General features: G+C 44.9%; 25 protein-coding genes. 12 read left to right on the top strand and 13 right to left on the bottom strand.

The window, feature by feature from the left end:
* Window positions 1-31: 31 nt before the first annotated feature.
* Complete coding sequence (locus tag VPNCDNU1_RS23045) at window positions 32-700, top strand: response regulator (protein ID WP_101115278.1); 669 nt, start codon at window positions 32-34, stop codon at window positions 698-700.
* 10 nt (window positions 701-710) lie between these two features.
* On the opposite strand, the gene VPNCDNU1_RS23050 is transcribed toward VPNCDNU1_RS23045, so the two are convergent.
* From VPNCDNU1_RS23050 to VPNCDNU1_RS23085, 8 genes are all read right to left on the bottom strand, one after another.
* A complete protein-coding gene (locus VPNCDNU1_RS23050) occupies window positions 711-2735 on the bottom strand; it encodes an insulinase family protein (RefSeq protein ID WP_104402525.1) in 2025 nt (674 codons plus the stop codon).
* Between the two features lie 19 nt (window positions 2736-2754).
* Entirely contained in the window at window positions 2755-3885 is a 1131-nt protein-coding gene (pqqE, locus tag VPNCDNU1_RS23055; RefSeq protein ID WP_104402526.1) for a pyrroloquinoline quinone biosynthesis protein PqqE, read from the bottom strand.
* Window positions 3857-4135, bottom strand: a complete 279-nt coding sequence (pqqD, locus tag VPNCDNU1_RS23060) for a pyrroloquinoline quinone biosynthesis peptide chaperone PqqD (protein WP_224055110.1) — start codon at window positions 4133-4135, stop codon at window positions 3857-3859. The genes pqqE and pqqD overlap by 29 nt, the downstream gene beginning before the upstream one ends.
* A gap of 9 nt (window positions 4136-4144) precedes the next feature.
* Window positions 4145-4927: a pyrroloquinoline-quinone synthase PqqC gene (gene pqqC / locus VPNCDNU1_RS23065; RefSeq protein WP_104402582.1), complete on the bottom strand. Its 783-nt coding sequence runs from the start codon at window positions 4925-4927 to the stop codon at window positions 4145-4147.
* Window positions 4928-5031: 104 nt separating this feature from the next.
* Window positions 5032-5940, bottom strand: a complete 909-nt coding sequence (pqqB, locus tag VPNCDNU1_RS23070; protein ID WP_104402527.1) for a pyrroloquinoline quinone biosynthesis protein PqqB — start codon at window positions 5938-5940, stop codon at window positions 5032-5034.
* Window positions 5941-6092: 152 nt separating this feature from the next.
* Entirely contained in the window at window positions 6093-6164 is a 72-nt protein-coding gene (pqqA, locus tag VPNCDNU1_RS29350) for a pyrroloquinoline quinone precursor peptide PqqA (protein WP_101115399.1), read from the bottom strand.
* A gap of 173 nt (window positions 6165-6337) precedes the next feature.
* A complete protein-coding gene (locus tag VPNCDNU1_RS23080) occupies window positions 6338-6889 on the bottom strand; it encodes a hypothetical protein (RefSeq protein WP_104402528.1) in 552 nt (183 codons plus the stop codon).
* Between the two features lie 64 nt (window positions 6890-6953).
* The gene (locus VPNCDNU1_RS23085) at window positions 6954-8201 is read right to left on the bottom strand and encodes an MFS transporter (RefSeq protein WP_104402529.1); all 1248 of its coding nucleotides are present in this window, start codon (window positions 8199-8201) and stop codon (window positions 6954-6956) included.
* 156 nt (window positions 8202-8357) lie between these two features.
* On the opposite strand from VPNCDNU1_RS23085, the gene VPNCDNU1_RS23090 reads away from it, so the two are divergent.
* Complete coding sequence (locus VPNCDNU1_RS23090) at window positions 8358-9320, top strand: LysR family transcriptional regulator (protein ID WP_104402530.1); 963 nt, start codon at window positions 8358-8360, stop codon at window positions 9318-9320.
* Window positions 9321-9345: 25 nt separating this feature from the next.
* Here the strand turns inward: VPNCDNU1_RS23090 and VPNCDNU1_RS23095 are convergent, their stop codons facing one another.
* The 5 genes from VPNCDNU1_RS23095 to pedF form a co-directional block, all read right to left on the bottom strand.
* On the bottom strand, window positions 9346-11538 hold the full coding sequence (locus VPNCDNU1_RS23095; protein ID WP_237324198.1) for a 4Fe-4S binding protein: 2193 nt from the start codon (window positions 11536-11538) through the stop codon (window positions 9346-9348).
* Window positions 11510-13018, bottom strand: a complete 1509-nt coding sequence (gene exaC / locus VPNCDNU1_RS23100) for an acetaldehyde dehydrogenase ExaC (RefSeq protein WP_104402531.1) — start codon at window positions 13016-13018, stop codon at window positions 11510-11512. Before exaC ends, VPNCDNU1_RS23095 begins: the two co-directional genes overlap by 29 nt.
* 251 nt (window positions 13019-13269) lie before the next feature.
* Window positions 13270-15012, bottom strand: coding sequence for a PQQ-dependent methanol/ethanol family dehydrogenase (locus tag VPNCDNU1_RS23105; RefSeq protein ID WP_371410809.1), 1743 nt, complete (start codon window positions 15010-15012; stop codon window positions 13270-13272).
* Window positions 15013-15316: 304 nt separating this feature from the next.
* Entirely contained in the window at window positions 15317-16219 is a 903-nt protein-coding gene (locus VPNCDNU1_RS23110) for a substrate-binding periplasmic protein (RefSeq protein WP_174715165.1), read from the bottom strand.
* 1 nt (window position 16220) lies between these two features.
* On the bottom strand, window positions 16221-16724 hold the full coding sequence (gene pedF, locus VPNCDNU1_RS23115) for a cytochrome c-550 PedF (RefSeq protein WP_104402533.1): 504 nt from the start codon (window positions 16722-16724) through the stop codon (window positions 16221-16223).
* Window positions 16725-16978: 254 nt separating this feature from the next.
* Between pedF and VPNCDNU1_RS23120 the strand changes: the two genes are divergently transcribed.
* From VPNCDNU1_RS23120 to VPNCDNU1_RS23165, 10 genes are all read left to right on the top strand, one after another.
* A complete protein-coding gene (locus VPNCDNU1_RS23120) occupies window positions 16979-18118 on the top strand; it encodes an ABC transporter substrate-binding protein (RefSeq protein ID WP_104402584.1) in 1140 nt (379 codons plus the stop codon).
* Between the two features lie 63 nt (window positions 18119-18181).
* Window positions 18182-19171, top strand: coding sequence for a YVTN family beta-propeller repeat protein (locus VPNCDNU1_RS23125; protein WP_104402534.1), 990 nt, complete (start codon window positions 18182-18184; stop codon window positions 19169-19171).
* Window positions 19168-19899 (top strand): ATP-binding cassette domain-containing protein, encoded by a 732-nt coding sequence (locus VPNCDNU1_RS23130; protein ID WP_104402535.1) that lies wholly within the window; start codon window positions 19168-19170, stop codon window positions 19897-19899. The genes VPNCDNU1_RS23125 and VPNCDNU1_RS23130 overlap by 4 nt, the downstream gene beginning before the upstream one ends.
* Before the next feature lie 9 nt (window positions 19900-19908).
* Window positions 19909-20679 (top strand): ABC transporter permease, encoded by a 771-nt coding sequence (locus VPNCDNU1_RS23135; protein ID WP_104402536.1) that lies wholly within the window; start codon window positions 19909-19911, stop codon window positions 20677-20679.
* Window positions 20680-21351: 672 nt separating this feature from the next.
* A complete protein-coding gene (locus VPNCDNU1_RS23140; RefSeq protein ID WP_104402537.1) occupies window positions 21352-23133 on the top strand; it encodes a M28 family metallopeptidase in 1782 nt (593 codons plus the stop codon).
* 192 nt (window positions 23134-23325) lie between these two features.
* Window positions 23326-23514, top strand: a complete 189-nt coding sequence (locus tag VPNCDNU1_RS23145; protein ID WP_104402538.1) for a hypothetical protein — start codon at window positions 23326-23328, stop codon at window positions 23512-23514.
* A gap of 464 nt (window positions 23515-23978) precedes the next feature.
* Window positions 23979-24197, top strand: coding sequence for a hypothetical protein (locus tag VPNCDNU1_RS23150; RefSeq protein WP_104402539.1), 219 nt, complete (start codon window positions 23979-23981; stop codon window positions 24195-24197).
* 386 nt (window positions 24198-24583) lie between these two features.
* The gene (locus VPNCDNU1_RS23155; protein WP_104402540.1) at window positions 24584-24826 is read left to right on the top strand and encodes a TIGR02647 family protein; all 243 of its coding nucleotides are present in this window, start codon (window positions 24584-24586) and stop codon (window positions 24824-24826) included.
* Window positions 24827-24828: 2 nt separating this feature from the next.
* Window positions 24829-25668: an NAD(P)H-binding protein gene (locus VPNCDNU1_RS23160; RefSeq protein WP_104402541.1), complete on the top strand. Its 840-nt coding sequence runs from the start codon at window positions 24829-24831 to the stop codon at window positions 25666-25668.
* A gap of 8 nt (window positions 25669-25676) precedes the next feature.
* Window positions 25677-26315: a YdcF family protein gene (locus tag VPNCDNU1_RS23165; RefSeq protein WP_104402542.1), complete on the top strand. Its 639-nt coding sequence runs from the start codon at window positions 25677-25679 to the stop codon at window positions 26313-26315.
* Window positions 26316-26340: the final 25 nt, after the last annotated feature.

The following is a 26340-nucleotide window of genomic DNA, read 5'->3' on the forward strand; positions in this document are numbered from 1 at the left end:
GATAAGAAAACCTTAAGGAAGAGGGATTCGCATGTACAAATTCTTGATTGCCGATGATCATCCGCTGTTTCGAGACGCCTTGGTCTCCGTCATTAGAGGACGATTTTTAGACTGCTCCATCCATCAAACGGAAGATGTTGCTACAACGTTGGAATACGTAAATGAGCATTCTGATACCGACCTAATCCTGCTAGACCTAAACATGCCTGGCATGGGGGGACTTAACGGGCTACTTGAGCTAAGAAATCAAGCACCTTCAGTGCCTGTCGCCATCATATCGGCTGAAACAAATAAACAAACCATTCTTCAAACCATCGCCTATGGCGCCATTGGTTTTATCTCAAAATCCTCTTCTCGCGAAGAAATGACGAACGCATTTTCTCAAATAATTAATGGGAATGTGTATTTACCAGCCAATATCATTCGAGCAACAGACGATACGAAATTTTCTGGGCAACGAAACAAAGAGCCCGCCTTTTCTGCTGATATGTTAAGCACCCTAACCCGTCGGCAATTACTAGTGTTGAAATCGATGTCGCAAGGCAGCGCGAATAAACAAATCGCTTACGACCTTAATATCTCTGAAACCACGGTGAAATCTCATGTTTCAGCGATATTGAAAAAGCTTGGGGTTCATAACCGGATCCAAGCCGTAGTTGGTGTCACCAATATCGACTTTGATCGCTACTTAAGGCGTTAAACGGAATCGGCTATTTTTTCTTTTTCGCCTTTAAGTACGGAACGAGTGCGGTTTTCCACATAGCAAATGTGAATGCGAGCCCCGACGAGCCCACTGCCTCTGGCATTTCTAGTGATATACCCAGTAACCGATATGCCGTTTTGTAGAATTCTGGCTGATGCTTGCACAGTTGCGATGCCATTAAGCCGCGAGCGCCATGAAAAACACCCTGTAATTCGGAAGGTGAAAGGTGTTTAAGGTTAAAGGCTTGAATTTCTTCACACAGTATTCTGCGCGTATGGTGAGGGTTTTTATCGAAATGACTGCAAATTTCCAATGCGTTCAATTCCGGTTTTATTGAGCTACTGATGCTGTATAGCTGCCCATTGAGTCTCATTTCTATCACTGACCTTCGCTGCATTATCCATTGCACCGCAGCGCACTGATGAAAAGTCGACACGGATCTGGGTAATCGAAACTCCATTCTAACGCTGTCATGGTTTTGCTCAATACGAACAAAAGGTTCACGCTGTGCGCGGTCTGCATCGCTATGTGGCATATCTACAGGCATAAAGATCACCTGTTCAGACTTTAGCAAATTAAGCATAAAACCCGGTGGCTCATGCTGGCGAAAGTGGTCATCAAAATGTTGCCAGAAGATGAGTGCAGAACAAGATAAATGAATGGACAGGCCATGAATATCGCTGTGAACCCCAGAAATAGTTTGTTCATGGTATGCCACAGAATGTGGTGTCGTTTTAAAATGTTGGGTCACATAATGGATGAGCTCTTGAATCCACGTTTCATAGGCACAGTATAGGTTCGTATCCGCTTTAGGCAGCCGAGCGAAAATCGTCACCGTTTGATGGTAAACCGGCTCAGGTAACCAGTCTCCTATTGGTTCCGTTTGGCTTTTGGGCATGTGCATTTCATGAGTTAATGGTTGGTTAGAAAGATAAAGCGCCGTCAGGCTCTCTCCCCACTTTTTCATCGTATCTCGATGCCGCTCCATACAATACTGAAACCAAATGTTTTTTGCTTCTTGGCATTGCGTCCACTGGCTAGCCAACATGCTGAGGTAACGTGTAATCAGTTCGTCGTATTCCCCATTTGCACTTTTCATCCTAATTGTTGGCTTTGGGTCAAGCATTGTCGTCAGAGGCAATAATTGATAACCAAGTGTATCCAAGGTCGATTTGATATGCCCTTCACTAAGCATTTTGTATATCTGAACCGCTTTTTTGTCTGACATTTTCAATGTTAGCTTACAGTCACATGAACCAGTTTGTGCGCTCTTTATCCAGCGAGTCGTTAACGGGATCTTTTCAGGCTCCTCGCTTTTTCGGTAGGCCAGTGCAGTAACAATACTTTGCCAAATATGCGTTAGATTCCAGTTCCCCGCCGTTACAATACAAAAGTACTCTGGACGGTAGTGATACCAATAATATTGGCGAATTTCTGGTAGCGACAAGCGAGATATGTTTTTTGCACTCCCCGAATACAGAGGATAATTGAATTCCTTTGCGACTGCGCACGCCTGTTGGAAGTGTTCATTGTTTTCATATCCTTGCAGCTCTTGATACAAAGCGCTTAGCTCTCCCCTTTGAACATAAGTACCATCATGGTTATCGGCTTGCCATTCCCTTTCTGTTAATAGCGGGCAAAGCGTGGAGTGGACAAAATAATCCAGCCCTAAAAAGGCATTGTCTTTGTGGCTGCCAGACAGATGGAATCGCGTATTACCTCGGCGAGTGGTGGCATTAAACTCCACCAATCCTAGGCTCGAACGCAGTTGCCAAAAGCGGTGAGAGTCTGGGTATTTGTAACACCCCCGTAAAACCATATGCTCTACAGCATGGGTAACACCACAGTCGTCATACGAAGGCGTTTTGACCATAACAGAGGCAGAAAACTGCGGTTCTGGATTACTTCGATATAAGTTCGAGCAGTGCCAATGCCTCAGGCCTGAAGGGTGCTCCCAACAAAGCCATACGTCTCCTTTGGGTGTAACCCTTTCTTTAGTTTGCTTAAATGGAGGAAAACTCAAATTACTCATGGCAATATCGGCTCAAAACCTAGGGCTTTGACATCAATATGGTTTGGCTGTTTCTCATGTGCCGCATAACCAGTTCATTGTGATAGCCAGAAGAAGCTTGGAAAATAGCATCGGTTATCTTGTGATGATGAGGCGATTTACTGCACACGGGATCCGTTGCAGTAGCACTGCCCGTGAGTAACATTGCCTGACAACGGCATCCACCGAAATCCGATTCTTTTTCATCGCAGCTTTTACAGGGCTCTTCCATCCACTCAAACCCTCTAAAAGCATTGAAGCTCTCAGATTCATACCAAATGTGTTTTAAGCTTCGATCTTTAACATTGAGGAAAGGCAGATCCAGCACCGCTGCGCTGTGGCAGGGTAAAACTTTCCCATCAGGGGCGACACAGGTAAAGATACTCCCCCAGCCGCTCATGCAAGGTTTGGGGCGTTCTTCATAGTAATCTGGGGTAACAAATATAAACTTGGGTGCATTCCTATCACAGGCATCTCTGAACGCATTCACTTCGTATTCCGCTTGCTCAATTTCGGCTTTGGACGGCAGCAACGATGCGCGATTTTCGAGTGCCCAACCATAATATTGCGATGTGGCCAGCTCGACGTAATCGGCGTTCAGCTCACAGCTCAATGCCATAATGCTTTCTATATTGTGAATATTCTGGCGAGTGATAACCGCATTCAGCACCATTGGAAATCCAGCTTCCTTTACGGCTTTTGCCATGTTCACTTTGTGCTGAAACGCATTTTTCTTCCCTGCTATGGCATCGCTCATTTCTGGGTCTGCAGCTTGAAGGCTTATCTGAATATGATCCAATCCCGCTTGTTTTAAGCCATCAATGCGCGATTGGGTCAAACCAATCCCTGAGGTTATTAAGTTAATGTAATAACCAAGATCGTGGGCATGTGCAACGATATCGGTGAGGTCTTTACGCATTAATGGCTCACCACCAGAAAGACCCAACTGGACAGCACCCAGCTCCCTTCCCTGCTCTAAAACATCAAACCATTGTTCAGTGGAAAGTTCTTGCTCTTTACTGCCCAAATCTATGGGGTTGGAGCAATATGGGCAATGGAGCGGACATTGGTACGTCAACTCAAGCAGTAACCAGAACGGTGGTTTAATAGGGTTGGAGCCATTGTTTGTCATACGCTACATCCAGAAATTCAATGATGTCACTCTCAATATCTTCGTTCGGGTACCGAGCACATAGTCGAGTGATGGCAATACTCGGCGTCGTTTCCTGTTCGAACATCGCAAGTACTTCCGCTGCGCTGTCGCTTAACGTGACCATCCCCTCAGGAAACAGCAGCACATGGCTTTTCTGAGCTTGCTCATACTGCATTCTAAAGGTTGGGTTTCGTTTCCATTTTTCGTTGAAGTTTTTCTTGGTATGCATGGCTTCTCCTTATTCCTGAAATAGGCTTCGGTGCCAGACAGCTTCGCTAGCGGTAAGGTTTTGATATGGCGCTCGATGAAATTCATGCGCCATGCTGATGGCATCAAGCATCGACCACAAAATATCGAGTTTAAACTGCAAAATATTCAGTGCATGCTGCTGATTCTCTGTTGTATCAAAATGCTCCAGAGTAATCGCCAAACCCTGTTCGACATCTCGACGAGCCTGAGACAACCGTTGCTGAAAGTAAGTTAAGCCCTGATGTTCGATCCACGGATAATGTTGTGGCCAAGAATCCAAACGGGATTGGTGTATCTCTGGTGCAAATAGCTCCGTTAACGATGAACAAGCGGCCTCTTGCCACGTTGCTCTGCGCGCAAAGTTGACATAGGCATCCACCGCAAATCTGACCCCGGGGAGTACCCATTTTTCGGCTAACACCTCTTCGCGTGTAAGCCCCACCGCTACAGCAAGTTGTAGCCAAGCCTCAATCCCGCCCCATTTTTCTTCCTGTTCAGCATGACCATCATGATCCAAAATGCGCTGCACCCATTGCCGACGAATCTCTGGATGTCGACAGTTTGAGAGTATCGCTGCGTCTTTTATTGGTATCGAAATCTGGTAATAAAACCGATTCGCAACCCAAGCTCGTATTTGCTCTGGGCTGCATTTCCCTTGGTACATGGCTTTGTGAAATGGATGATGAATATGGTAAAGCGCTCCTTTGCTCAACAATGCTTCACGGAATTGCTCTGGCGTCATCGCAGCCGCAGCTTTGTCTCGATGACGCATAGCTTTATCTTGGTAACGCATGGCTCTATCTTGATGGTTCATCCCTTCACTTCTCCAAGTTTTCTCACGCTTCCGAGTTCACCCGTGTTGAGATTGAGTGAACCCTAAACCTCAAATTTCATTCCATCAAAGCCGACTTCAACTCCTGACCTGACCACTTGTAATCGCTCGAAGCCACGTTCATCTAAGATCGGGTTGGTATTGTTGATATGAACTAGGATTTTCCGAGGCTTGAGGAACTGGCTAAGAAGCGCCAGCATGCCGTGTTTCCCACTTATGGGAAGGTGTCCCATTGATGTGCCCAAATCGCTCCCGACCCCTTCTAGGATCATTTCGTCATCTGTCCATAATGTGCCATCGGCTAAAATGCAGTCGGCATTGCTCATCGCCATTTCAATATGCGAACTTGGCTTTTCAAGCCCTGGTGCATACACCAGATTTCGACGCGTCTTTGTATCGGTCACGCGAATAGCAATATTGTCGCCAGAGTGAGGGTCATTTCGATGAGAGGAATAAGGTGGCGCTTTCGACTCCAAGTTTATGGCTTCAAACCTTAAATGAGGGACCGTAGGGATATGCCAAGACTGCTCGTTTATCGTGTGCTGCTGGTAACCACCATGCCAATGTGAAAGCACATTTAATAAAGGGAAAGAGTCGGTTAATTCTGAACGGACTTGCTCTGTACAGTACAAATCCATGGGTAACCCTTCACGGAGGATCAACAACCCACTGGTGTGATCGACCTGAGCATCCGTTAAGACCACGGCTGCAATAGACGAACCACGCTTGCCAGTACACTCATGAATATCCGGATTTTGATTGATTTGCTGGCGAATATCAGGCGACGCATTAATGATGACCCAATGTTCACCATCGTCACTGACTGCTATAGAGGATTGGCTACGAGGTTCTGCTACGATCTTTCCGTTTCTTAAACCGCTACACATGGTGCAATGGCAATTCCATTGCGGATACCCACCTCCTGCTGCGCTGCCCAGTATGATGACATGCATACCACTCTCCTTGCCCCTGGATTTTAACCGTGTTGCTCGCCGACCTTGTTCAAAGTAAGAAAACACAGGACATGCCCAAGGTCTGTTGACCTTAACTACTCATCCATAGAAGCAAGCCCTGTCTTCTCATATCGCGTCTAGAATCTGTCGACCTAGCGGTTACTGATGTATAACGTCACTTCCATACCCAAGCGAAGTTCCTTGTAAGCGGGTTTTTTCCACATGTGCACTGCTCCTTTGCTGTTATTCCTGAACTCCAGATTACGGGTTAGCCATAAAGTGGACTATCCTACTTTGTGATGATTTCTTTCCTACTTTTCAGAGCTAAGCTTTCTTGTGGGTAAGGTCCGTATGCCATGAAAACATTGGGGATGGAGGCGATTAGAATAAGAGGCCTCTATGTCCAATCGGATGTTCGTGTTGGCGCAAGTGCCGACTCATTGACTGTGACTCGACTACACGTTTTTCCGTAGCCCATCGTATATTTAAACGCTGGATAAACCCGGCTGGAACTGATGCCAAAACCAATAGCGATAAGCCCTTTCTTGCCCCACAGCGCCACTATTTTTTCGCGTAAGTCATCTGCCTCAGGGTTATGAGCCAACACAAAGTCAGTAAATTCCACAACCAAAGCGATGTCCTCTGGCAAACTGTCCAAATCTCTATCGACAATTGCTCGCACCATGTCTGATGGCACTTCAGACTCTAAAGCCATATTCACAATAAGTTGTGTGCAAGGTCCGCAATCATCCCAAATGATCGCTCGCAACCGTGCCGCAAATAGCGGTGCGGCGGGTAAATCTCCTGAGTGGGATGACATGGTTTGAAACCCCATGAACTTTAAGAACGCCTTAAAATCCGTGTTTAAAATATCCTGCATATAACGAACGTCATAATCGTAACGGTTTTTCATTGATAGCAGCATTTTGTTGAGTACATACTTGATCATAATAAGACCCTTAAGCTGTTGAATAATTGATAAAAGTAAATTAACGCTAGGTTCGACAATACAGTTAAGGCTGTGAAGACAAAGTGGCTGGTCGAGTGCGCTCTGTGGTTCTCAATGGGTTGTATAGGCAAACAAAACTCAGCAAGAAGGTTGCAACGCAGGTGTAGAGCATTACTGAAAAACTTCCATTATTCAGTAAGCTAGATGCAAGCAAAGGACCCGTTGCTAACCCAATTGAAGAGACGACCGCAGCAATAGTCGAAAGTTGCCCACTGCTGTCCATATCCGCCGTTACCGCCAGCAAGTAAGACTGAACCGCAGGCCAAGAAAAAAATAGCAGTGACATAGCCGTGATGTAGAGTACGACCGAGTCTGAATAGTTAAGAAGCACCGCTGAGATCATCGATAAAGTGACACCCGCCGCCACCCAATTCAGGCGACCAAATCGATTGCCACTGAAGGCAGGCAACATAGCGCCCAATAGCCCAAGCAATCCGGTCACAGCGATGTAAAAGCTGACTTCTTCAGCCGAGATACTCGCCGCCTGACCTATAAGCCCTACATAGACCCAAATCGCACTGGCCGCAATTTGATAAGAGATAATCGCCGTCAACAATAGGAGTACATTTCGCCGCTTTGCCGACAACTTCATGCGAAGTTGAACTGGCGCGCTATTTAAGGATATCGCAGGTAAACTAAGCAAAAGGATCATGCTTATGAGTGCGAAGCTGGTCATTAAATAAAACACAGCATGTGTGCTTAATATCTTTTCCAGCTCAGGCAAAGCGTAGATAACGAGCGAACCTACACTGAACTGAACAAACAACAAAGTACCGAAAGCGCGGTCAGGGCTGTCTAGCCTGGCAAGTACTGAAAACGCCACACCAAGACTCAACCCTCCAAATAATCCTCCTAAAAATCGCCAGCCTAGCATCAAATGATAGCCTTCTACCCAAACGGTGCTGACATCAATCACAGCCAGCACAGCCAAAAACACAAACATGGAGAAACGCCAAGAGATCCGGCGCACCAGCATAATTGCGATACTGCTCCCCAATAAACCACCATAGCCATTAAGTGCAACTATTTGGCCTGCCTCAACATCGCTATAACCAATTTCGCCAGCTAACGCGTTAACAACACTCGGCAAGAAATTGATGTAAGAGAGCCCAGACATAGCAATGAACGCCAAGAAAAAATAGATAGGAGCACCGTGAGAGCGAGATGCTTTGGATTTTTCCCGTTTTGAAAACTGGTGCTTTGGAAATAAGCGCTTTAGCAAAAGCGGCTTCGATAAAAAATGATCAGACATAATTCCTCAAATAGGTAAATTCAACTCTTTGTTGAGGTGATTTTATGTCCATGAAATTACGAGAAAAACTGGCAAACCCCCTTTTGAATAGTGAATATTATTCACGAATATTCATGCTATAGTCCGTAGCTGAATCAGCCTATTGAGCTTAAAGAAATGGATAAATTTCGGTCATTAGAAATGTTTTTGGCAACTTGTGATGCGGGTAGTTTTGCCGCAGCTGCAAAAGCATGTAATACAGACCCTTCCACTATTAGTAAAGCGATTGGACGCTTGGAGGCGCAACTGCAATTAACGCTGTTTCAACGTTCAACTCGACAACTGCGTATCACGTCAGTAGGTAAAAAATACGCAGATACCGTACGAAAAATGATTCAAGATCTCAGTAAGTGTGAAGAAGAATTAAAGCAATCAAATGACTCCCCATCTGGCACTCTACGAATCAATTCAGCCGTGTGTTACGGTCATTTGTACTTACGTCCTTTGCTACAGGCTTTTTGCCAGAGTTACCCAGAAATTAAACTGGAGCTAGAAATCAATGATTTACATATAGATATTATTGAGAAAAACATTGATATCGCACTACGCACTGGTTACATCAAAGACAGCCGTTTAGTGGCTCGATGCCTTAGCCCAATGGACTTTCTTACCTGTGTGTCCCCTCGTTACTTAGCGGAGAACGGCACACCAAATTGCCGAGAGGATTTTCATCTACATGAATGGATTGGGTTTCGTGTAAAAGAAACACAACAGTTACAGCCAATTTTTTTGCCCAACAACGAAGGGACATACCTGCCATACGACTTAGAACGGAGCCATGTCACCGACGATGGCGAAACTATGGCGTATCTGTGCGCGGATGGTTTGGGGTTTGCTCAGTTGCCTCATTTTCTTGCCAAAAAAGGCTTAGAAAGTGGTGAATTGGTATCGCTTTACCCTTATTTCAGACCACCACAACCCGACAGCGGCGTGTTTGCGATTTACCCCAAGCGAGAATATTTGCCCGCCAAGGTCCGAGTGTTCATTGAGTTTATGACGGCTTCATTAGCCGAGATGGGAGATGGACCTAATCGCACATGGGCAGAGGGTTGGGAGCCTGTAATCCAATTTTATTCATAGACAATAGGCAGGTTAGCGATGCTCGCTAGTTGCTTTTAATTGGAATGCGATCCGGCACGTTTCTTTGCTTACGGCGTTTCTTAGCCCCGTATTTTTCTACTACACAACGATCTTTGTCTGCAGCAATAACCACACACTCCAAACACTGCACACATTCGTCGTAGTCGATACTCCCATTGAGCTTGATGGCATCTATATCACAGGCTTTATGGCATAGCTGGCAAGGGCTGCCACACTCCTTTTTCCGATTGAGCCAACTGAATGCTCTAAACTTCCCTAGAACAGCCAACCCAGCCCCGAGTGGGCACAAATAACGGCAGTACACCTTGTTGATCTTGAGAGCAATAAACAGAAGCAAAAGCGCGTAGACAACGAAATACCAATCACGAACAAACCATAAGGTGATCGCTGTTTTGAACGGTTCTAGCTCCGCTAGGTTTTCTGCCAACGTCAGTGAGGAAAAGCTTGTTAGCACCAGTATCGCCAAAATCGGGTACTTAATGCCTTGGAGTCGGCTGTGCATTTGTGGCTGAATTTTCCACTGCTTAACTTTCAGCTTTTTCGCTGCCAGCCCAGTCAGTTCTTGCATAGCGCCAAACGGGCAAAGCCAGCCACAAAACACACCTCTTCCCCACAGGAAAAGAGAGGCAAACACAAACAGCCAAAGAATAAAGATGACGGGATCAAGCAAGAAAACGGTAATTTCAAACCCATTCCAAACCGAAAGCAGCAAGGTGTAAATATTCACGACTGAAAGCTGTCCCTGTGCATAGAAGCCAAGAAAAAACAACGTAAACATCAAACACACAAAACGAAATTGATGGAATCGCTCAGGAAATGTTACCCAGTAACTTTGCCTTACAAACAGACACGTCACCGTTGCTAGGTACAGAATAACCATTGCGGTTTCGAACCGACGCTGCTGCCAAATCTGTTGCCACAAAGGCATTGGTGTATCTTCTACAACGTCTGGGTAGCGCCATAAAGCGTTGGGGATGTGATAGCTTTTCGTCACCTGCTTGATATCGTATTCCAAAAAGCTTTTTTTTACGGGCACATTGAGTTGAAACGTAACGGGAAGCGCCGGATCAAATCCACTGCTGCTTTTTAAGCGGAATACTTTGATCAGATCAAAGTCTGGAAAGCCTTCTTCCAACTTGGGCTCGTAAAAGCTATAGAAATCCTGATCTCGAATGTCGATGCTCACGTTCTGCTGGGTCACACTGAACCTTGCAGGTGTAGTGCCCGACACAAAATCAGCGGCTAAAGGTGAAAAGCCACCACTAGACGATAACAATAAGGCAATTTCTCCAGGCTCCAGTTCTTCCATAAGCCGCTGGTATTCATCATCGCCCAACAGGCTTTTGCCAATTTGAGGCGGGTTAAGAAACGCCAAATGATAATTTAACGCAAAGTGTGCATTTGGGTTTTCTAGCAAATCCGTGGTTCTGTTTTCTTGCAACGCTAATTGCTGAGCAAATTCACTCAACGTCGCTTGCCAATTTAACACCAAGTTTTCGCTTATTAACTGCTGAAACTCATATCGATTAGGCGAATCCATTTCAAACTGAGCAACTGACTTAGCGCTGCCAAATCCGTCCAATTTATGACGTGCCACTTTACGAGCAGAGCTAAGAATCGTGTCATTTATCACCATCACCGACACCGTGGCTTTGGTTACACCATCAAAATATTGGGTGTTCCCGTCATTCGTGCGGATTTGTTTGCTGCCCACCAAAAAGCGATGCTGAATATTGTGGTTGAGGTATTGGGCAATAAACGCCAGCATAGGCTCTTCGCCTAACCCATGAAGGAAGATTGGCTCGTGATGCCGTTGCACCTTAATACCACGAATAACCCCTTGAACATCCAACCCAACTTTTAAATTAACCGTTTCACCAGAAAAACCGAGAAAATGCGTTAAGTCATCAGATTCAAATACGTAGCCCAACAGTGAATTGAGTTGGTACACAGGCGTAATAGCGAGCTCTTGTTCTTCTGGCAACGTACGAGTAGCAGTAGGGAAAAAGGTGAGAATATCTTGGCTTGGCTCCTGCCAGTCGTTCGCTAGACTATTAAAGCTGGAAGCCCACAAAAACAGAGCCACCAGCCATATTTGAAGGAAAAGCGATAAGCGCTTTTCCTTCATTTCTTTAGATGAGCCTGAGTACTCAGAAGAGCTCAAGCTTTTAGAAAAAACCGAGAGGATTAACATCATAGCTGACCAAAAGGTTTTTGGTTTGCTGATAATGTTCAAGCATCATCTTATGGGTTTCACGCCCGATGCCCGACTTCTTATAGCCGCCAAACGCAGCATGCGCTGGGTATAAGTGGTAGCAGTTTGTCCAGACTCGACCTGCCTGAATCGCACGCCCGACTCGATAAGCTTTGTTCACATCACGCGTCCAAACCCCTGCCCCTAATCCGTACTCAGTGTCGTTGGCAATCGCAACTGCCTCGGCTTCATCTTTAAACGTGGTTACGCCAATAACCGGACCAAAGATTTCTTCTTGGAAGACTCGCATTGAGTTCTCACCTTTAAAAATCGTTGGCTGGATGTAGTAACCGCCGCCAAAATCTTCCGCGCTGCCGCCCATGACCACTTGAGCCCCTTCCGTACGACCAATCTCTAGATACTTCTTGATCTTGTCGAACTGCTCGTCGGATGCCTGCGCGCCGACTTGGGTATCGGTGTCTAGTGGATTGCCATGTTTGATCGCTTTCGCTTTCGCCAAGACTCGATCCATAAATGCATCGTAAATGCTTTCTTGGATAAGCAATCTGGAAGGGCACGTACACACTTCACCCTGATTGAAAAACGCTAGTACAGCGCCTTCAGCCGCTTTCTCAATAAACGCTTCTTCTTGCTCCATGATGTCGGCGAAGTAGACGTTTGGTGACTTGCCTCCTAATTCAACTGTCGAAGGAATCAAGTTATCTGCCGCACAGCGAAGCACATGGTTACCAATGGCGGTGGACCCCGTAAACGCGATTTTTGCAATTCGCTTAGACGTTGCCAGTGCTTGCCCTGCTTCTGGTCCCATGCCGTTAACTATGTTCAACACACCAGGTGGTAACAAATCGCCAACCAATTCCATCAATAACAGGATTGTTGTCGGTGTTTGTTCTGCGGGTTTCAAGACAATGCAATTACCCGCAGCTAGAGCAGGTGCCAATTTCCAAGTTGCCATTAATAACGGGAAATTCCACGGAATGATTTGCCCTACAACTCCGAGCGGCTCATGAATGTGGTAAGCAACGGTTTTTGAATCGATCTCTGCCGCGCTGCCCTCTTGCGCTCGAATACAGCCTGCAAAGTAGCGAAAGTGATCAACACACAGCGGAATATCTGCATTCAATGTCTCGCGTACCGCTTTACCATTTTCCCATGTTTCAGCCACCGCGAGCATTTCGAGGTTGGCTTCAATGCGATCGGCAATTTGAAGCAAAATATTCGAGCGCTCTGTAGCCGAAGTGGCACCCCAAGCATCTTTCACTTTATGCGCCGCATCCAGTGCGAGTTCTATATCCGCTGCATCTGAACGCGGAATTTCTGCAATCACATCGCCTGTACAAGGCGAGGTATTTGTAAAGTACTGCCCTTTCGCTGGCTCGACCCATTGACCGCCAATGTAATTCTGATAACGGGATTTGAAGCTAACAACCGCACCTTCCGTCCCTGGTTTTGCGTAAATCATAAGCACCTCTCTATTGGTATATGTCAAGACTGCAATGGGGGCTTTAGATTGTGAATGCCGCACCAATCAGCAGATAGACTTATCTTCTCAACACACCGCAATGGGCTCTATCCGCTGTTGGTTGGCAAAAGATCATCCTTTGGGATGAAGGAATGTTTGCGAGATAAAAAAGCGCGCTACTCAGAAAGCAGCGCGCATGGTTAAATAGCTTGAACTCGGGATAAGACGTTAGGTTCTGTTTAAAAACATCGCTATTTTTTGGCAATTTCCATGGACTTAGGCAATTTGAACGTCCACACCATGCCACCTTGATTGAAGTTTTTCACCCGTTTGGCGACGTCGCCGCCCCACAATGGCACTGCGCCACCCCAACCAGAGAGTACGGATATATATTGTTCGCCATCCATTTCCCACGTAACTGGGCTACCGACAATCCCTGAACCGGTGTTGAACTTGTACAGCATTTCACCCGTTTTATCATCAAACGCCATCAAGTAGCCCTCTGGGTTGCCAGTAAAGACCAACCCACCAGCGGTAGTCAGCACGCCGCCCCACAGTGGCGCATAGTTTTTGAATTCCCAAACAATATCTCCCGATTTAGGATCCACCGCTCGTAACACGCCAATGTACTCTTCATGATGTGCTTGAATAGTGAAACCAGCACCTAAATATGCCGCCCCTTTTTTGTAAGCTGTGGGCTCATTCCAAATATCCATTTTCCATTCGTTCGCTGGTACATAAAACAACCCTGTATTTTGGCTGTATGCCATTGGCATCCAGTTTTTACCGCCGAGGAACGAAGGTGCTGAAACCACGGTTTCCCCTTGTTTGCCATCTGCTGACTCTTGAGGATTACCCGGCCTGTTTTCGTCGACATATATTGGTCGACCGTTTTCATCTAACCCTTTCGCCCAAGAGATGGTTTCGACGAAAGGAAAACCTCGAATAAACTCGCCATTGGTGCGGTTTAATACGTAAAAGAATCCATTTCTGTCTGCGGTAGCGGCGGCTTTTATGGTGTTTCCACTGTTTTGGTAATCAAACGAAATGAGCTCGTTAACACCGTCAAAATCCCAGCCATCGTGAGGTGTCGTTTGAAAATGCCACACTATCTTTCCATCATCTGGATCTATCGCCAATCGTGACGAAGAGAAAAGATTATCTCCAGGTCTCATGTGGGAGTTCCAAGGCGCGGGGTTACCTGTACCGAAGAAGAGTAAATCCGTATCTTGATCGTAAGTTCCACCTAGCCACGGTGCCGCACCACCGGATTTCCAGAGATCGGCTGGCCATGTTTTTCCTGCCTGCCCTCCTGAGATGCCATTTTCAACTTTCTTTCCATCTTTCCAGACATACCCCATGTGCCCTTCAACGGTAGGGCGTTCCCAAACGATAGCACCGGTTTTTGCATCATACGCTCTGACTTTTCCTACAATCCCAAACTCACCGCCAGATACCCCAGTAATCACATTCCCTCTCACAATAATGGGGGCTGCGGTAATAGAGTAACCTGCGCGGTAATCTTCTACCGTTTTCTTCCAACGTACTTTCCCTGTTTTGGCGTCCAACGCCACCAACTTGGCATCGAGCGTTCCGAAGATGACCAAATCACCGTACAAGGCAACACCACGATTGATCACGTCACAGCAAGGCATAATGCCGTCGGGCAATCGGGCATCATACTGCCAAATCTCGTCGCCTGTTCTTGCGTTGATGGCATACACCCGCGAATACGATCCAGTCACGAACATCACCCCATCTTTGATCATGGGTTGGGATTCTTGCCCGCGCTGTTTCTCTCCACCAAGTGAAAACGCCCATACCGGTCTGATTTCTTCAACGGTTTCTCTATTAACTTTATTGAGTGAACTGAATCGTTGAGCGCGAAGCCCTAACCCATAACTCACAATATCTTCAGGTGTTTCCTGATCTTTTAGGATATCTGCATCGGTTACACCTTGAGCGACGCTGCTCGTAGATATCAACCCAGACATACCTAAAGCAAGCGACCAAATGCACCACTTCCCTTTCGATAACATCGTATTGCTCCTTTGCTTACTTTCCTTAGCTGATCGTGTAGAACGGATGATCATGTAGAACACACTTTCTTGAAGAACTGAATCTTTGCTAGGTCAAAGCTTTCCAAGGTAATAGCTTTGCGAGATTACAGCCTCGAAGATCATTTGCTCTTATTCAGTGTGCTTGTGTTTAAAAGTGGGGGAAATTGGACTCTGGATGAGGTTTTCTCATCCCTTAGTTGGAGGGAAAGTCTCCACCCTAGGGTGGAGGGGGATTAGGTTAATCAGACCCTACCTCTTTGTATAGCTCTGGAATGGGGCAATCGATGGCCATCGCGAGACACCAAGCTTGCATTCGCCCATCTGAAAGCGTAGCAATAACCACATCTTCTAAAGCATACGAAAGCTGACGATAATCCGCCTGAACGGCCATTCCAATGTCCCACCGTGGGATACCTAGGGTTGGAAAATGCGTATCCGAAAGTGCGATCGACTCGCCGGACTGGTTCTTCATCCACTGCACCTGCCCACCTAACCCCATCACAGCGTGCACCTCTCCCGCGCTCATCGCAGTAAACGCTCCTTGAAGGCTATGGTAGGTTTTGGTGTTTTGGCGAAAGCGTCCGCCAAATGCCGTGGCGAGATAAAACTGAGGAACCGTATCAATTTCCACTCCAACAGGGATGTACTGGAACATAGCAACCGTTTCAATCTCTGCATTTTTTGTTGCATCAAATGCCACTCGCCATCGCTCTGTTTGGTACGGGGCAAACATGTAAACGCGTTCATGAGCAGGTAAGCCTAAATCGTCCCGCTTAAGTTGCCATTTCCTGTCATAGGGGACACGCATCATGACATCGGCTTTTACTCGCGTTCCGTCGTTGGTATGCAGGTTTAACCCTTTCCATAAGTAATTACGCATATCATCTTCGGCGGTTTCGTCTGCCGTCATCCATAAGATTCTCAGCTCGACATCGAGTGCCTCTGCAAAAGCGCGAGCAAGTTCAGTATCGATACCTTTTTCCTTTTCACCTTCAATGAATGAGTACGGTGGAAAATCACGATAAAGCGCCACTTTGATGTAACCGCTATCGACAATGTCGTCCATTGAACGGGCAGAAGCGACTATGATGGGTAGCCATAAAATCACCACCAATAAACAAAAAGAAATGATCGCTTTCATATCAACTTTCTGGAGCTACAGATTCAAGCCAAGTCCGTATTGCCCATAACGCTTCTTGGTTTAGATGTTCCGTCATTTTTGGCATGTAAACCGCGCCGTTTCTTACTGCCCCATTCTGAACACGGTATACATACCATTCATCACCATCAAAGTCAGGCTCAAGAAAACGAAGATCTGGGGCGATACCACCAGAAATGCCTTCTAAGCCATGGCATCGAGCACAATTTTGATTGTAAGCAGATGCGCCAATTCGTTCTATTTCTGTGCGTTCACTGGCTTGCAACTCTCGATATGGATTGGTGTCTTTCCAATCTTCCCCTAACTGAGGAATAGACGAAGTGTCTATTGATTGAGGGGTGACATTTCCGTGCGCCGCTACTGGCTCGGATAAGAAAATCAGGCTTGGAACGACAGCGGCAATTGGCACCAAAAAGCTACCTAAAATGGTTAACGCTACTTTTCTTGGTTGCCATTTTTTACGTAGCTTCCATATGAGATTTTTCATGATTAGTACTCCTTCACTTCACTATTTTTCTAGTTTCAGTGTATGGGTACATGGCATTGAACAAAATCATCCAAAAGCTTCGTATTTTGTCATCCTTTAGGAGGAAATCGCCTGTTTTACTGGGTTGCAGCGTGGTCAAAACCAAACTTTGTTGATTAGAGTAGTCAGCAATAGGTAATGGAATCGGAGGCAGGATGCTTCATTTTTTTAGGCGAAGACCACTAATAAATCTGAATTGGATGAAGATTGTTTTGATGGGTATTTCTCTGTCAACTTGTGCGCATTACTCCTTTGCTCTGGACGTTAAGGTAGCGTATTTGAAGCTGGTTCAAGACGCGATAACAGCGACTCCAATTTACCTAAGACCTCACTCCGACAGTGGCATAGCTGGAGCCGAATTGTCCATTGAAGACAGCAACGGAGCCGGCAAATTTTTGGGACATCAATACACACTGTCTTCAGTGAGTGAAACCAGCCAAGACGCACTCGTATCACATGCAGAATCGTTTTATCAATCAGGAACGAAACTGTACTTAGTGGATAGCGACGCCGCGACGTTGAAACGCGTTCAAGCGGCTTTACCTTCTGAAGCACTGATATTTAATGTCAACTCAGCCAATCAAACATTGCGAACCAATACCTGCCTCACCAATGTTTTACATACTTCGCCAAGCTATCGCATGTTGTCCGATGCCATTGCCCAATGGCTCAGGTATAAAAAGCTTACAAAGGTTCTGCTGATTACAGGTTCAACAGAGCAAGATTTGGAAATGGCAGAAAGTGTTCGAGCCAGCATCAAACGCTTAGGATTACAGATAATCGCAGACAAGCCATGGACATTTGATGCCGATTTAAGGCGCAGCACCGCCAAAGAAATCCCACTATTCACTCAATTCAAAAACTACGACGCCGTTTGGGTGGTGGATGTGCACAATGTGTTTGGTCAGTACCTCCCTTTTAATACTTGGCTACCAAGACCCGTTGTGGGAACCCACGGGTTACGAGCAGACAATTGGCATAAAGCGATAGAGCAATGGGCCGCTATACAACTTCAGCATCGATTTTTTGAGCAATCGAATCGATTTATGAACGCTCAAGACTACTCGGCTTGGGTCGCCATTCGCGCCCTCAACGCGGCAGTCACTCAAACAAATTCAGTGGAACCTCATTTAATTCATGAACACTTGCTCAGCTCAACGTTTGAATTTGGTGCTTACAAAGGCAGAAAACTGAGTTTCAGACCATGGAGTGGGCAACTACGTCAACCCATTCCACTTGCTCACCCAAGTGCGCTTGTAGCTTCCGCCCCATTAGAAGGCTACTTACACCCTTTTAATGACTTAGACACGTTGGGCGCTGACAAGCAGGATTCGAAATGCGATTTAACAGATTAAAAAGGTTACTTGGGTAAATTCAAAATTCAAAATTCAAAATTCAAAATTCAAAAGGATAGGAATATGAACCGTTATTTAATGCACCTCCCTCTTTGCATGCTATGCACATTACCGTGGTTATCTATGGCTTCTTTTGCGTCAGAAGTTGCCTATGTTTCTAATGAAAAAGACGACTCGATCAGTTTGATTGATATGGGCAGCTTGAACGTACTCAAAACGATCCCCGTAGGCGATCGACCACGAGGTATTTTGCTGAGCAAAGACAAGACACAACTCTATATCTGTGCCAGTGAATCGGATACCGTTCAGATATTGGATTTAGCCACGCAAGACATCATCGGAGAACTGCCCTCTGGGGAGGACCCAGAGCAATTTGCTTTGCATCCGAATGGCGACGTTTTGTATGTGGCCAATGAAGATGACGCCCTTCTTACTGTTATCGATATTCCATCAAAAAGCGTGATTACCCAAATTGATGTCGGCGTAGAACCAGAAGGTGTTGCTGTGAGCCCAGATGGTTCGACAGTTATCGTCACGTCTGAAACCTCAAACATGGCGCACTGGATAGATTCTAAAACGAACCAAGTCGTTCATAATACGTTGGTTGATGAACGCCCAAGACACGCTGAATTTACCAAAAGTGGTGAAAGGCTTTGGATCAGTTCTGAAATTGGTGGCACCGTAAAAGTGATTGATACCCAATCAAGACAAGTGTTAAAAACGCTCAGCTTTAAACCGAAAGGCATTCATTCTCACAAAATTCAGCCAGTGGGTATTCAGCTTTCGAGCGATGGAAAATTTGCATTTGTTGCCCTTGGACCCGCAAACCATATCGCGATTGTTGATCAGCAATCTTTGGAAATTCTCGATTATCTTTTGGTTGGAAGACGTGTTTGGCACATGGCATTTAACGCGGCAGAAGACAAACTTCTTACTACAAATGGAGTCAGTGGCGATGTATCGATCATTGATGTCCCCAATCTAAAGGTTCTGAAATCCATCAAAGTTGGTCGCTACCCTTGGGGTGCCGTCATAAAAGAGACGCCACAATGATTCCAGTTAGTGTTAAGAACCTAACGTTTCAACGTGGCAATAGAATCACGCTCAAAGATGTTTCTTTCGAACTCTCTAGTGGTATCACAATATTGCTTGGTCCTAATGGCTCTGGCAAAACCACCCTATTTTCATTGCTTACTCGCCTTCTTCCTCAGCAGCAGGGTGAGATTTTGATGTTTGGCCAGTCTTTGATTGAACAGCCTCAGCAAAGTGCAAAGAATACAGGTGTGGTTTTTCAACAAAGTGCTTTGGATTTAGATTTAACCGGAGAACAAAACCTTTTTTATTACGGAGGGTTACGGGGATTAAGCAGAACAGAAACAGCCGCCGCTTTTTTACCTTTGGTCCAAGAATTTGGATTAGAGAACACCTTAAAAAACAAAGTAAGAGAACTGAATGGCGGGCACCGACGAAGATTGGAAATTGTTCGGGCTATGTTGCACTCTCCACGTCTACTGCTTTTAGACGAACCAAGCTCTGGGTTAGACCCCGAAGTAAGAAAAGTGCTCGTACGTTTAATACGAAAAACGGCCTCACAAAGTGGAGCATGCGTGCTTTGGGCAACGCACCTGATTGATGAAGTAGAGCCCGACGATAACGTATTGATGCTATTAAAGGGAAACTTGGTAGAGCAAGGCAGCGTTAGCCAACTGTGCCAGAAATTCCGCTGTGATTCTGTTCAGCAGTTGTATCAAACGTGCCTAGGGTCTGTTGAACCCAAGTAAGGATACAACGTGAACTATTGGTTTGGTTTTTCTAGCATTGTATATCGAGAATTTTTAAAGTTTACTCAGCAAAAAACGCGCTTCGCCAGCAGCTTAGTGCGTCCCCTGCTCTGGTTAGTCGTATTTGCTGCTGGTTTTAGAGCCGCATTAGGGATTTCGATAATAGAGCCGTACGCCACGTACATAAATTATGAAGAGTACATATTGCCGGGGCTGTGCGCGATGGTGTTACTTTTCAATAGTATGCAAAGCGCACTCTCCATCGTGTATGACCGAGAAATGGGTTCGATAAAACTGCTTCTGACTAGCCCGCTCCCACGCTGGTTTCTTATCTTATCTAAGCAAATTGCCAGTTCGTTAGTTTCATTACTTCAGGTTTATGCCTTCTTAGGTATTGCTTATTTATATGGGATTGAGCCACCAACCGTGGGTTTCTTCTACGCGTTACCTGCTTGCTTCATAACGGCGATGATGCTCTCGGGTCTCGGCATCGTAATCGCATCCTACATTCATCAGTTAGAAAACTTCGCTGGGGTAATGAACTTCGTCATTTTCCCTATGTTTTTTATGTCGTCAGCCCTTTATCCTTTATGGAAAATGCAGGAATCCAGTGAATGGTTATACCAAATCTGCCGCTTTAACCCATTTACCTATTGTGTCGAGCTGATTCGGTACGCTCTCTATTCCCAATTTAATCAAATGGGAACAATAATAGTGGTGACTCTTGCTCTATTATTTTCTTTATTAGCTTCCTCTCAATTTAATTTAAAAAAACAGTAGCCACGAGTTTTTATTATGATATAACATACCAATATTAAAAATAATTAAATCTACCTTGGTTCAAAAATTACGTAATATTAGTAATCTCAATTTCAAAACCATAGCACTGTAATCAAAATTCACAGATCAATGTTAAATATTCTCTTTTCTTATTTACGAAACTTCTTTTAATTACTTGTCAGTAATTGATAAATAAGCTCATTGCATAAACAATTAAACTAATCTTTTGTTTCAATCTCATTTCAACGGTAGATTTATTATAGCTTGCCGATAAGCTTTAGATTGTTTAGCGTTTAGACACCAAGCTCAGAATAATATTCTATCGATGCCTTTTTTGAAGCAACACCACACTTTATACTGATTATTTATTTTACAAAAAGTGTGAAAACTAGAATTTTTATGCATTTAGACAAGGTGAAATGCAAGCTTTTGATTTTCATTGCATTTCAATCCACTTTCACACTTTATTTATTTTCTCTGTGAAAGATTATAATTATATTTGATATGCCTATTTTTCAATTACTACCATGGGTTGTTTTCCCTATATCCGAAAAACCTAGTAAGTGTGCAGCGCTCATCGCACTTTAAGTTAGATAAAGGCGTTATTTAGAAAAATAGCTTTCTGGATATAGAAATGGAAATACTCAAAGTCAACTTCAAAGGAAATGAATAATGAAAATGGCGAACACTAAATTATCTTTGATCGCGATCTCGGTCGCTTCAGTCATGCTCTCTGGCTGTACTCCTGAATTATACGCAAAATATGTCAGCGACCAGATAGAGAAAGACGCGGTAGTAAAGCATCTCGATAAATTAGAAAAGCGTGCGGTGCCCACTCCGGATGGTAGCGCTCTTACTCGTGCTGCAGGCACAAAAGGCTATAAACGTTCACTAAAATATATCGCTAAGAAATTAAGAAAAGCCGGATATAAGGTGACTAAGCAAGGGTTTGATTTTAGGAGCTGGCAAGAATTACCAAACACCTCTGTTATGGTTGATGGTAAAACTCTACTCTCAACTAAAGATGCGGGAGAAGGCGAAGTCGCTGATTACGCAACCATGTCATACTCCGGATCATCGAATGGGACAGTTGACGGTAACATCGTTTTTGTCACACCTGACTTCCGTTTTGATCAACCAGACTATGATGATACTGATGGCTGTGAGGCGACAGACTTTGATGGTAAAGATGTCACTGGCAAAGTGGCGGTGATTCAACGTGGTGGTTGCTCGTTCAACGCGAAAGCGACAAATGCTCAAGCAGCCGGAGCTACTGGTGTGATCATCTTTAACCAAGGTAACTCAGAAGGACGTAAAGGTGTCGTAGGAGGTACGTTAAGCCGCGACAGCACCGTCACTATCCCGACATTTGGTTTGCGTTATGACCTAGGTAAACAATGGTTCGACGAACTTGGTAATGGTGCGATCAACGCTTCGTTAAATGTTACCGTCATGAACAGAATCGTGAAAACACATAACTTGATTGCAGAAACTCGCCGTGGCGATGATGATCAGGTTGTTATGCTAGGTGCTCACTTAGATTCCGTTCCTGAAGGCCCAGGCATCAACGATAATGGCTCTGGTTCCGCAGGCTTACTTGAGTACGCAATAACCCTTGCCGACACTGGCATCAAGCCAAAAAACAAAATCCGCTTTGCGTGGTGGGCAGCGGAAGAAGCTGGATTAATCGGTTCAAACTACTACACCGAAGAACTGTTCAAACCTATTCTTGATGAAGCACGTAAGCAAATCATGGAAGAACTAGGCATTGAAGATCCAGCCGATCTTACCGAAGAACAAAATAAACTGGTTGAAGCTCGTTACAACGAAATGAATAACGTGAAGCTGTATCTAAACTTCGACATGATCGGCTCGCCTAACTACATTTACGGTGTTATGGATGGCGATTTGTCGGACACGAAAGACAGCCCAGATAACGCATATACTGGCGATTTCGAACCGCCATTTGGCACATCAGACATTGAAACTCAGTTTATCAATTTCTTTGGTGACAATGGCGAGACAACTGTCCCTCAAGCTCTTTCTAAACGTTCTGATTACGCAGGCTTTGCAGATTGGGGAGTCGCATTCGGCGGGTTATTTACTGGTGCAGAGAAACTTAAGTCGGCAGAAGAAGTCGGTGAATTTGGTGGCGATATCGATGTCGCATACGACAAGTGTTATCACCGAGCTTGTGACGATTCAACTAACGTCAGTCACAAAGCACTGTTCATGAACACCAAAGCTCTGACCTATGTCACTACTTACTATGCGATGAGTGAAGACTTATTCCCAGAGCCTGCTGAACCTAAAGCATCAGCACGACAAGCTCGTAGCTTCTCAGTGGCATCAACTCCAAAAGAAACATTGCGAATTGGTGAACGTCTGAAAGCAGCAGACAGCGTATCTGACCACGATCACTTCCACGGTGATTTCGACCAAGACTTCGAATAACGCGCTCTGAATCCCAGCCATTTTATTGGCTGGGATTGTTTTGCTTATTCTAGCGTCTAAGCCCGCTCTCTTTTGGAGGTTTGGGGATTTAAGGAGTTAAGGTCGATTTATCTTACAGGAAGGTTTATGCATCAATTGTGAGCCCTTATGATGTAAACGCCACTTAACTCTTATTGATAATCTTGTGGAAAAATGCGTGCTACGACGTATTTTTTTGAAGGTTTTCCACAAGCCCAAAACCCACCAACCCAGTTAAAACAAGACACCTTCATTGTATTGGTCATTTCTACACCACCAAATTTACGTGTAAAACTATCGGCTAATCTACTTGGAATTGAGAGGGTGATTGATAAAGATTCAGTGCAACAAGACAAAGATTAAACAACAAAATCCGAAGGTATTTACAGATATCTAAAAAAGATTAAAAATCATTTATAATCAACAGTTAAGGATTGTTCACTTACTTATTCCACATCTTAATCTATACAGATTCCATCAACGACTTTCCTAAAGGTCATTACGCGTGCAGAGTGCATTCATTTACCCTATTTGCACGAACTTACGCTCTCGAAAACCAAAATCATAGAAATATCATACGCTGGTAACGAGTGTTAACTGAGTTATCCACAGAAAATGTGGATAACATTTTGAATACGTTGCCAGATCACAAAACAGTAATAAAAAAACATGGTATTCAGATTTTTTACTACTGTCATTAAAGTGAAAACTGTATGAGCCATATTCCATAGCAGTAAACTGAAATGGTTTTATACCCAAGTGACGTCAATGTGTTTGGCTCAACGGGAAGTTACTTGGGTATAAGATACAAGGATTGAACTTGGCATATGGAAATTCAAAATCATCTGGCTAGACCATCAGTAAAAAGTAATTTGGGCTCAGAGCCCTCTATTGATAACAAAAATTGGCTTAAAGAGCCCGTAAAAGCGATTGTCAAACCAGCTTTGCGCGTTAATCCCGAAGAAGGGGTTGCAACAGGCTTTGTTGGCAGCCCAACAGAAACAATTGCTGGCGTCATGACGCCGGAAAGTATTGTCTGGTACTAGAACCACAGCAATATAAAATCTAACTGCAGTTGATTTGCTATCTATAATCTGGCGTTTCCTTGGTAACACCAGAGGTCAAGGGCTCCTCAGAGAGCTCTCCTTTTCGCTCGTTGCTAACCCTACCAAATTTGAACAATACTGATTCTTCCATATACTCAAGTAGCCGTAAGATGCTTGGTTCAGCGGCTTCTCTACCAAGGAATAGCTAACAGGCTTTCAGGCATCAGTTCAGTCGGAACAAACTGTCTGACTAGCAAAACAAGCACAAAGAATGTGTCTACATTGCGACCAATTTGATTCAACCTAACAGATCTTTATTCCCGTGGTTGTACATGCCTAAACAGCGTTTTAAGGTGAGAACAGATTAAACGCTAAGAGGTAGTTCCATGAAATACACACAAGATCATCTCGACGAATTGAACCTTCTTCTTCAATTCGATATCAGTAGCTCAGCCACTGGCATTAAAGTTCATCAAGACGCATCAGAGTCGGTACAAGGAGCGGTCCAGCGATTGTTTGAGAAAGGTCTATGTACACAAGCCGATGGTGGCTATTTAACGGATGAAGGTATCGAAGTGGCTGAACACGCCGACAAAGTCCTTCGCGTTTTAAGCACTGCAGGTGCTTAAACATGAGAAAAATCGCCATTGTAGGCGCAGGCTGGCTAGGACTTCCCCTAGCCAAATTGCTGAAAGAAGCCGGTCACGAGGTTATTGCAAGTAAAACAACCCTTGAGGGTTGTGAGCAACTTAAACAAGAAGGCATTGAAGCGTTTCTGTTCCGTTTGTCTGAAAATGAACAGGAATGCGCTAACCAGCTCACCCAACACTTGAAAAGCCATGCCGTTGACGTTTTGATAGGCGCATTTCCACCTGGTTTTCGCAAAGGAAACGGTCAGCATTATTTGAATTACTGGCAAGCAATGGCTAAAGCCGCAACCGACGCCGGTGTTAAGAAAATAATAAAAGTCAGCTCCACGACAGTTTACCCTGAACAAGCGAGCAAAATGGATGAAACACGCGCGTCACTATCTATCGCTTTAGAAAATAATTCATTTTCTGAAAAAGCTGTCATCATGTTGAAAGCTGAGCAAGTCATTATCGATTCTGGCTTGGACTACGTTGTGGTTCGATGCAGTGGGTTAGTTGGCGCAGACAGACACCCATCCCGGTTTGCCGCTAGGCTGAAATCGGTCAGTTCTTCTGCTCCCGCAAATATGCTGCACCAGGATGATGCTGTAGGCGTCGTCGCTTTCGCTGTGACCAATCTCCAAAATACCGTTGTCAACGCAACCAGCCCGTCAACCGTGAGTAAAGCGGAATACTATCAACGAGCCATTGAATCCGTGAGTTCAGATAGTGTCCTTTCATTACCACCCGTGGTAGACCAACCCGGTAAAATGATCGTGACGGACAAACTGATTTCTTTGGGCTATCAGTACCTCTATCCGAGTACTTTAGACGCGCTATAGGAGAGTTTATGGCAACCCGGTTATATCAAGACATAGAAACTGTTTGGTATTACATGCAAATGCACCAACGTATTGAAAATGCAGATTGCATATTTTGTATGTGTAGCAATGATGAAAGAGTGGCGGAATACGCCGCTAGCCTCTATTTAAAAGGCATCGCTCCAAAATTGGTGTTTTCCGGTGCACAAGGTCGTCTAACTGAAGGCTTGTTTGACCTAAGTGAAGCGGAACATTTTGCAGAAATCGCCAAGCAAATGGGCGTTCCCTCCGAACATATATTGCTAGAAACACACGCGACCAATTCAGGTGAGAATGTGGTCTTTACTGCTAACTTGTTTAGAGAAATTGATTTTTCCCCAGACCGGGTTTTATTGGTTCAAAAGCCTTACATGGAAAGGCGCGCATACGCCACGTTCAAAAAACAATGGAACTTGCCATACGTAGAGGTGAATGTCACATCGTCTGGAGGTAAGTTTTCAGACTACTTTACAGATACGATACCCTCCAATTTAGTTATCGAAACCATGCTCGGAGATTTTGAGCGTTTGCAAACTTACCCTGAAAAGGGATACCAGATCGAACAAGACATCCCAGATGGGGTGATGCTTGCGTATAAAAATATAAAAGCGCGACCTTCTTTTTCTTAATGCAAAAGTGATAATCACAATTCTG

This window comes from Vibrio penaeicida, from assembly GCF_002933855.1.
Lineage (GTDB): Bacteria > Pseudomonadota > Gammaproteobacteria > Enterobacterales > Vibrionaceae > Vibrio > Vibrio penaeicida_A.

What these genes read in the sequence shown, in the direction of transcription:
- VPNCDNU1_RS23045 (WP_101115278.1), top strand. Translation starts at nt 32, where the DNA reads ATGTACAAATTCTTGATTGCCGATGATCATCCGCTGTTTCGAGACGCC.
- VPNCDNU1_RS23050 (WP_104402525.1), bottom strand. Translation starts at nt 2,735, where the DNA reads ATGAGTAATTTGAGTTTTCCTCCATTTAAGCAAACTAAAGAAAGGGTT.
- pqqE (WP_104402526.1), bottom strand. Translation starts at nt 3,885, where the DNA reads ATGACAAACAATGGCTCCAACCCTATTAAACCACCGTTCTGGTTACTG.
- pqqD (WP_224055110.1), bottom strand. Translation starts at nt 4,135, where the DNA reads ATGCATACCAAGAAAAACTTCAACGAAAAATGGAAACGAAACCCAACC.
- pqqC (WP_104402582.1), bottom strand. Translation starts at nt 4,927, where the DNA reads ATGCGTCATCGAGACAAAGCTGCGGCTGCGATGACGCCAGAGCAATTC.
- pqqB (WP_104402527.1), bottom strand. Translation starts at nt 5,940, where the DNA reads ATGCATGTCATCATACTGGGCAGCGCAGCAGGAGGTGGGTATCCGCAA.
- VPNCDNU1_RS23080 (WP_104402528.1), bottom strand. Translation starts at nt 6,889, where the DNA reads ATGATCAAGTATGTACTCAACAAAATGCTGCTATCAATGAAAAACCGT.
- VPNCDNU1_RS23085 (WP_104402529.1), bottom strand. Translation starts at nt 8,201, where the DNA reads ATGTCTGATCATTTTTTATCGAAGCCGCTTTTGCTAAAGCGCTTATTT.
- VPNCDNU1_RS23090 (WP_104402530.1), top strand. Translation starts at nt 8,358, where the DNA reads ATGGATAAATTTCGGTCATTAGAAATGTTTTTGGCAACTTGTGATGCG.
- VPNCDNU1_RS23095 (WP_237324198.1), bottom strand. Translation starts at nt 11,538, where the DNA reads ATGATGTTAATCCTCTCGGTTTTTTCTAAAAGCTTGAGCTCTTCTGAG.
- exaC (WP_104402531.1), bottom strand. Translation starts at nt 13,018, where the DNA reads ATGATTTACGCAAAACCAGGGACGGAAGGTGCGGTTGTTAGCTTCAAA.
- VPNCDNU1_RS23105 (WP_371410809.1), bottom strand. Translation starts at nt 15,012, where the DNA reads ATGTCTGGGTTGATATCTACGAGCAGCGTCGCTCAAGGTGTAACCGAT.
- VPNCDNU1_RS23110 (WP_174715165.1), bottom strand. Translation starts at nt 16,219, where the DNA reads ATGAAAGCGATCATTTCTTTTTGTTTATTGGTGGTGATTTTATGGCTA.
- pedF (WP_104402533.1), bottom strand. Translation starts at nt 16,724, where the DNA reads ATGAAAAATCTCATATGGAAGCTACGTAAAAAATGGCAACCAAGAAAA.
- VPNCDNU1_RS23120 (WP_104402584.1), top strand. Translation starts at nt 16,979, where the DNA reads ATGGGTATTTCTCTGTCAACTTGTGCGCATTACTCCTTTGCTCTGGAC.
- VPNCDNU1_RS23125 (WP_104402534.1), top strand. Translation starts at nt 18,182, where the DNA reads ATGAACCGTTATTTAATGCACCTCCCTCTTTGCATGCTATGCACATTA.
- VPNCDNU1_RS23130 (WP_104402535.1), top strand. Translation starts at nt 19,168, where the DNA reads ATGATTCCAGTTAGTGTTAAGAACCTAACGTTTCAACGTGGCAATAGA.
- VPNCDNU1_RS23140 (WP_104402537.1), top strand. Translation starts at nt 21,352, where the DNA reads ATGAAAATGGCGAACACTAAATTATCTTTGATCGCGATCTCGGTCGCT.
- VPNCDNU1_RS23145 (WP_104402538.1), top strand. Translation starts at nt 23,326, where the DNA reads ATGCGTGCTACGACGTATTTTTTTGAAGGTTTTCCACAAGCCCAAAAC.
- VPNCDNU1_RS23150 (WP_104402539.1), top strand. Translation starts at nt 23,979, where the DNA reads ATGGAAATTCAAAATCATCTGGCTAGACCATCAGTAAAAAGTAATTTG.
- VPNCDNU1_RS23155 (WP_104402540.1), top strand. Translation starts at nt 24,584, where the DNA reads ATGAAATACACACAAGATCATCTCGACGAATTGAACCTTCTTCTTCAA.
- VPNCDNU1_RS23160 (WP_104402541.1), top strand. Translation starts at nt 24,829, where the DNA reads ATGAGAAAAATCGCCATTGTAGGCGCAGGCTGGCTAGGACTTCCCCTA.
- VPNCDNU1_RS23165 (WP_104402542.1), top strand. Translation starts at nt 25,677, where the DNA reads ATGGCAACCCGGTTATATCAAGACATAGAAACTGTTTGGTATTACATG.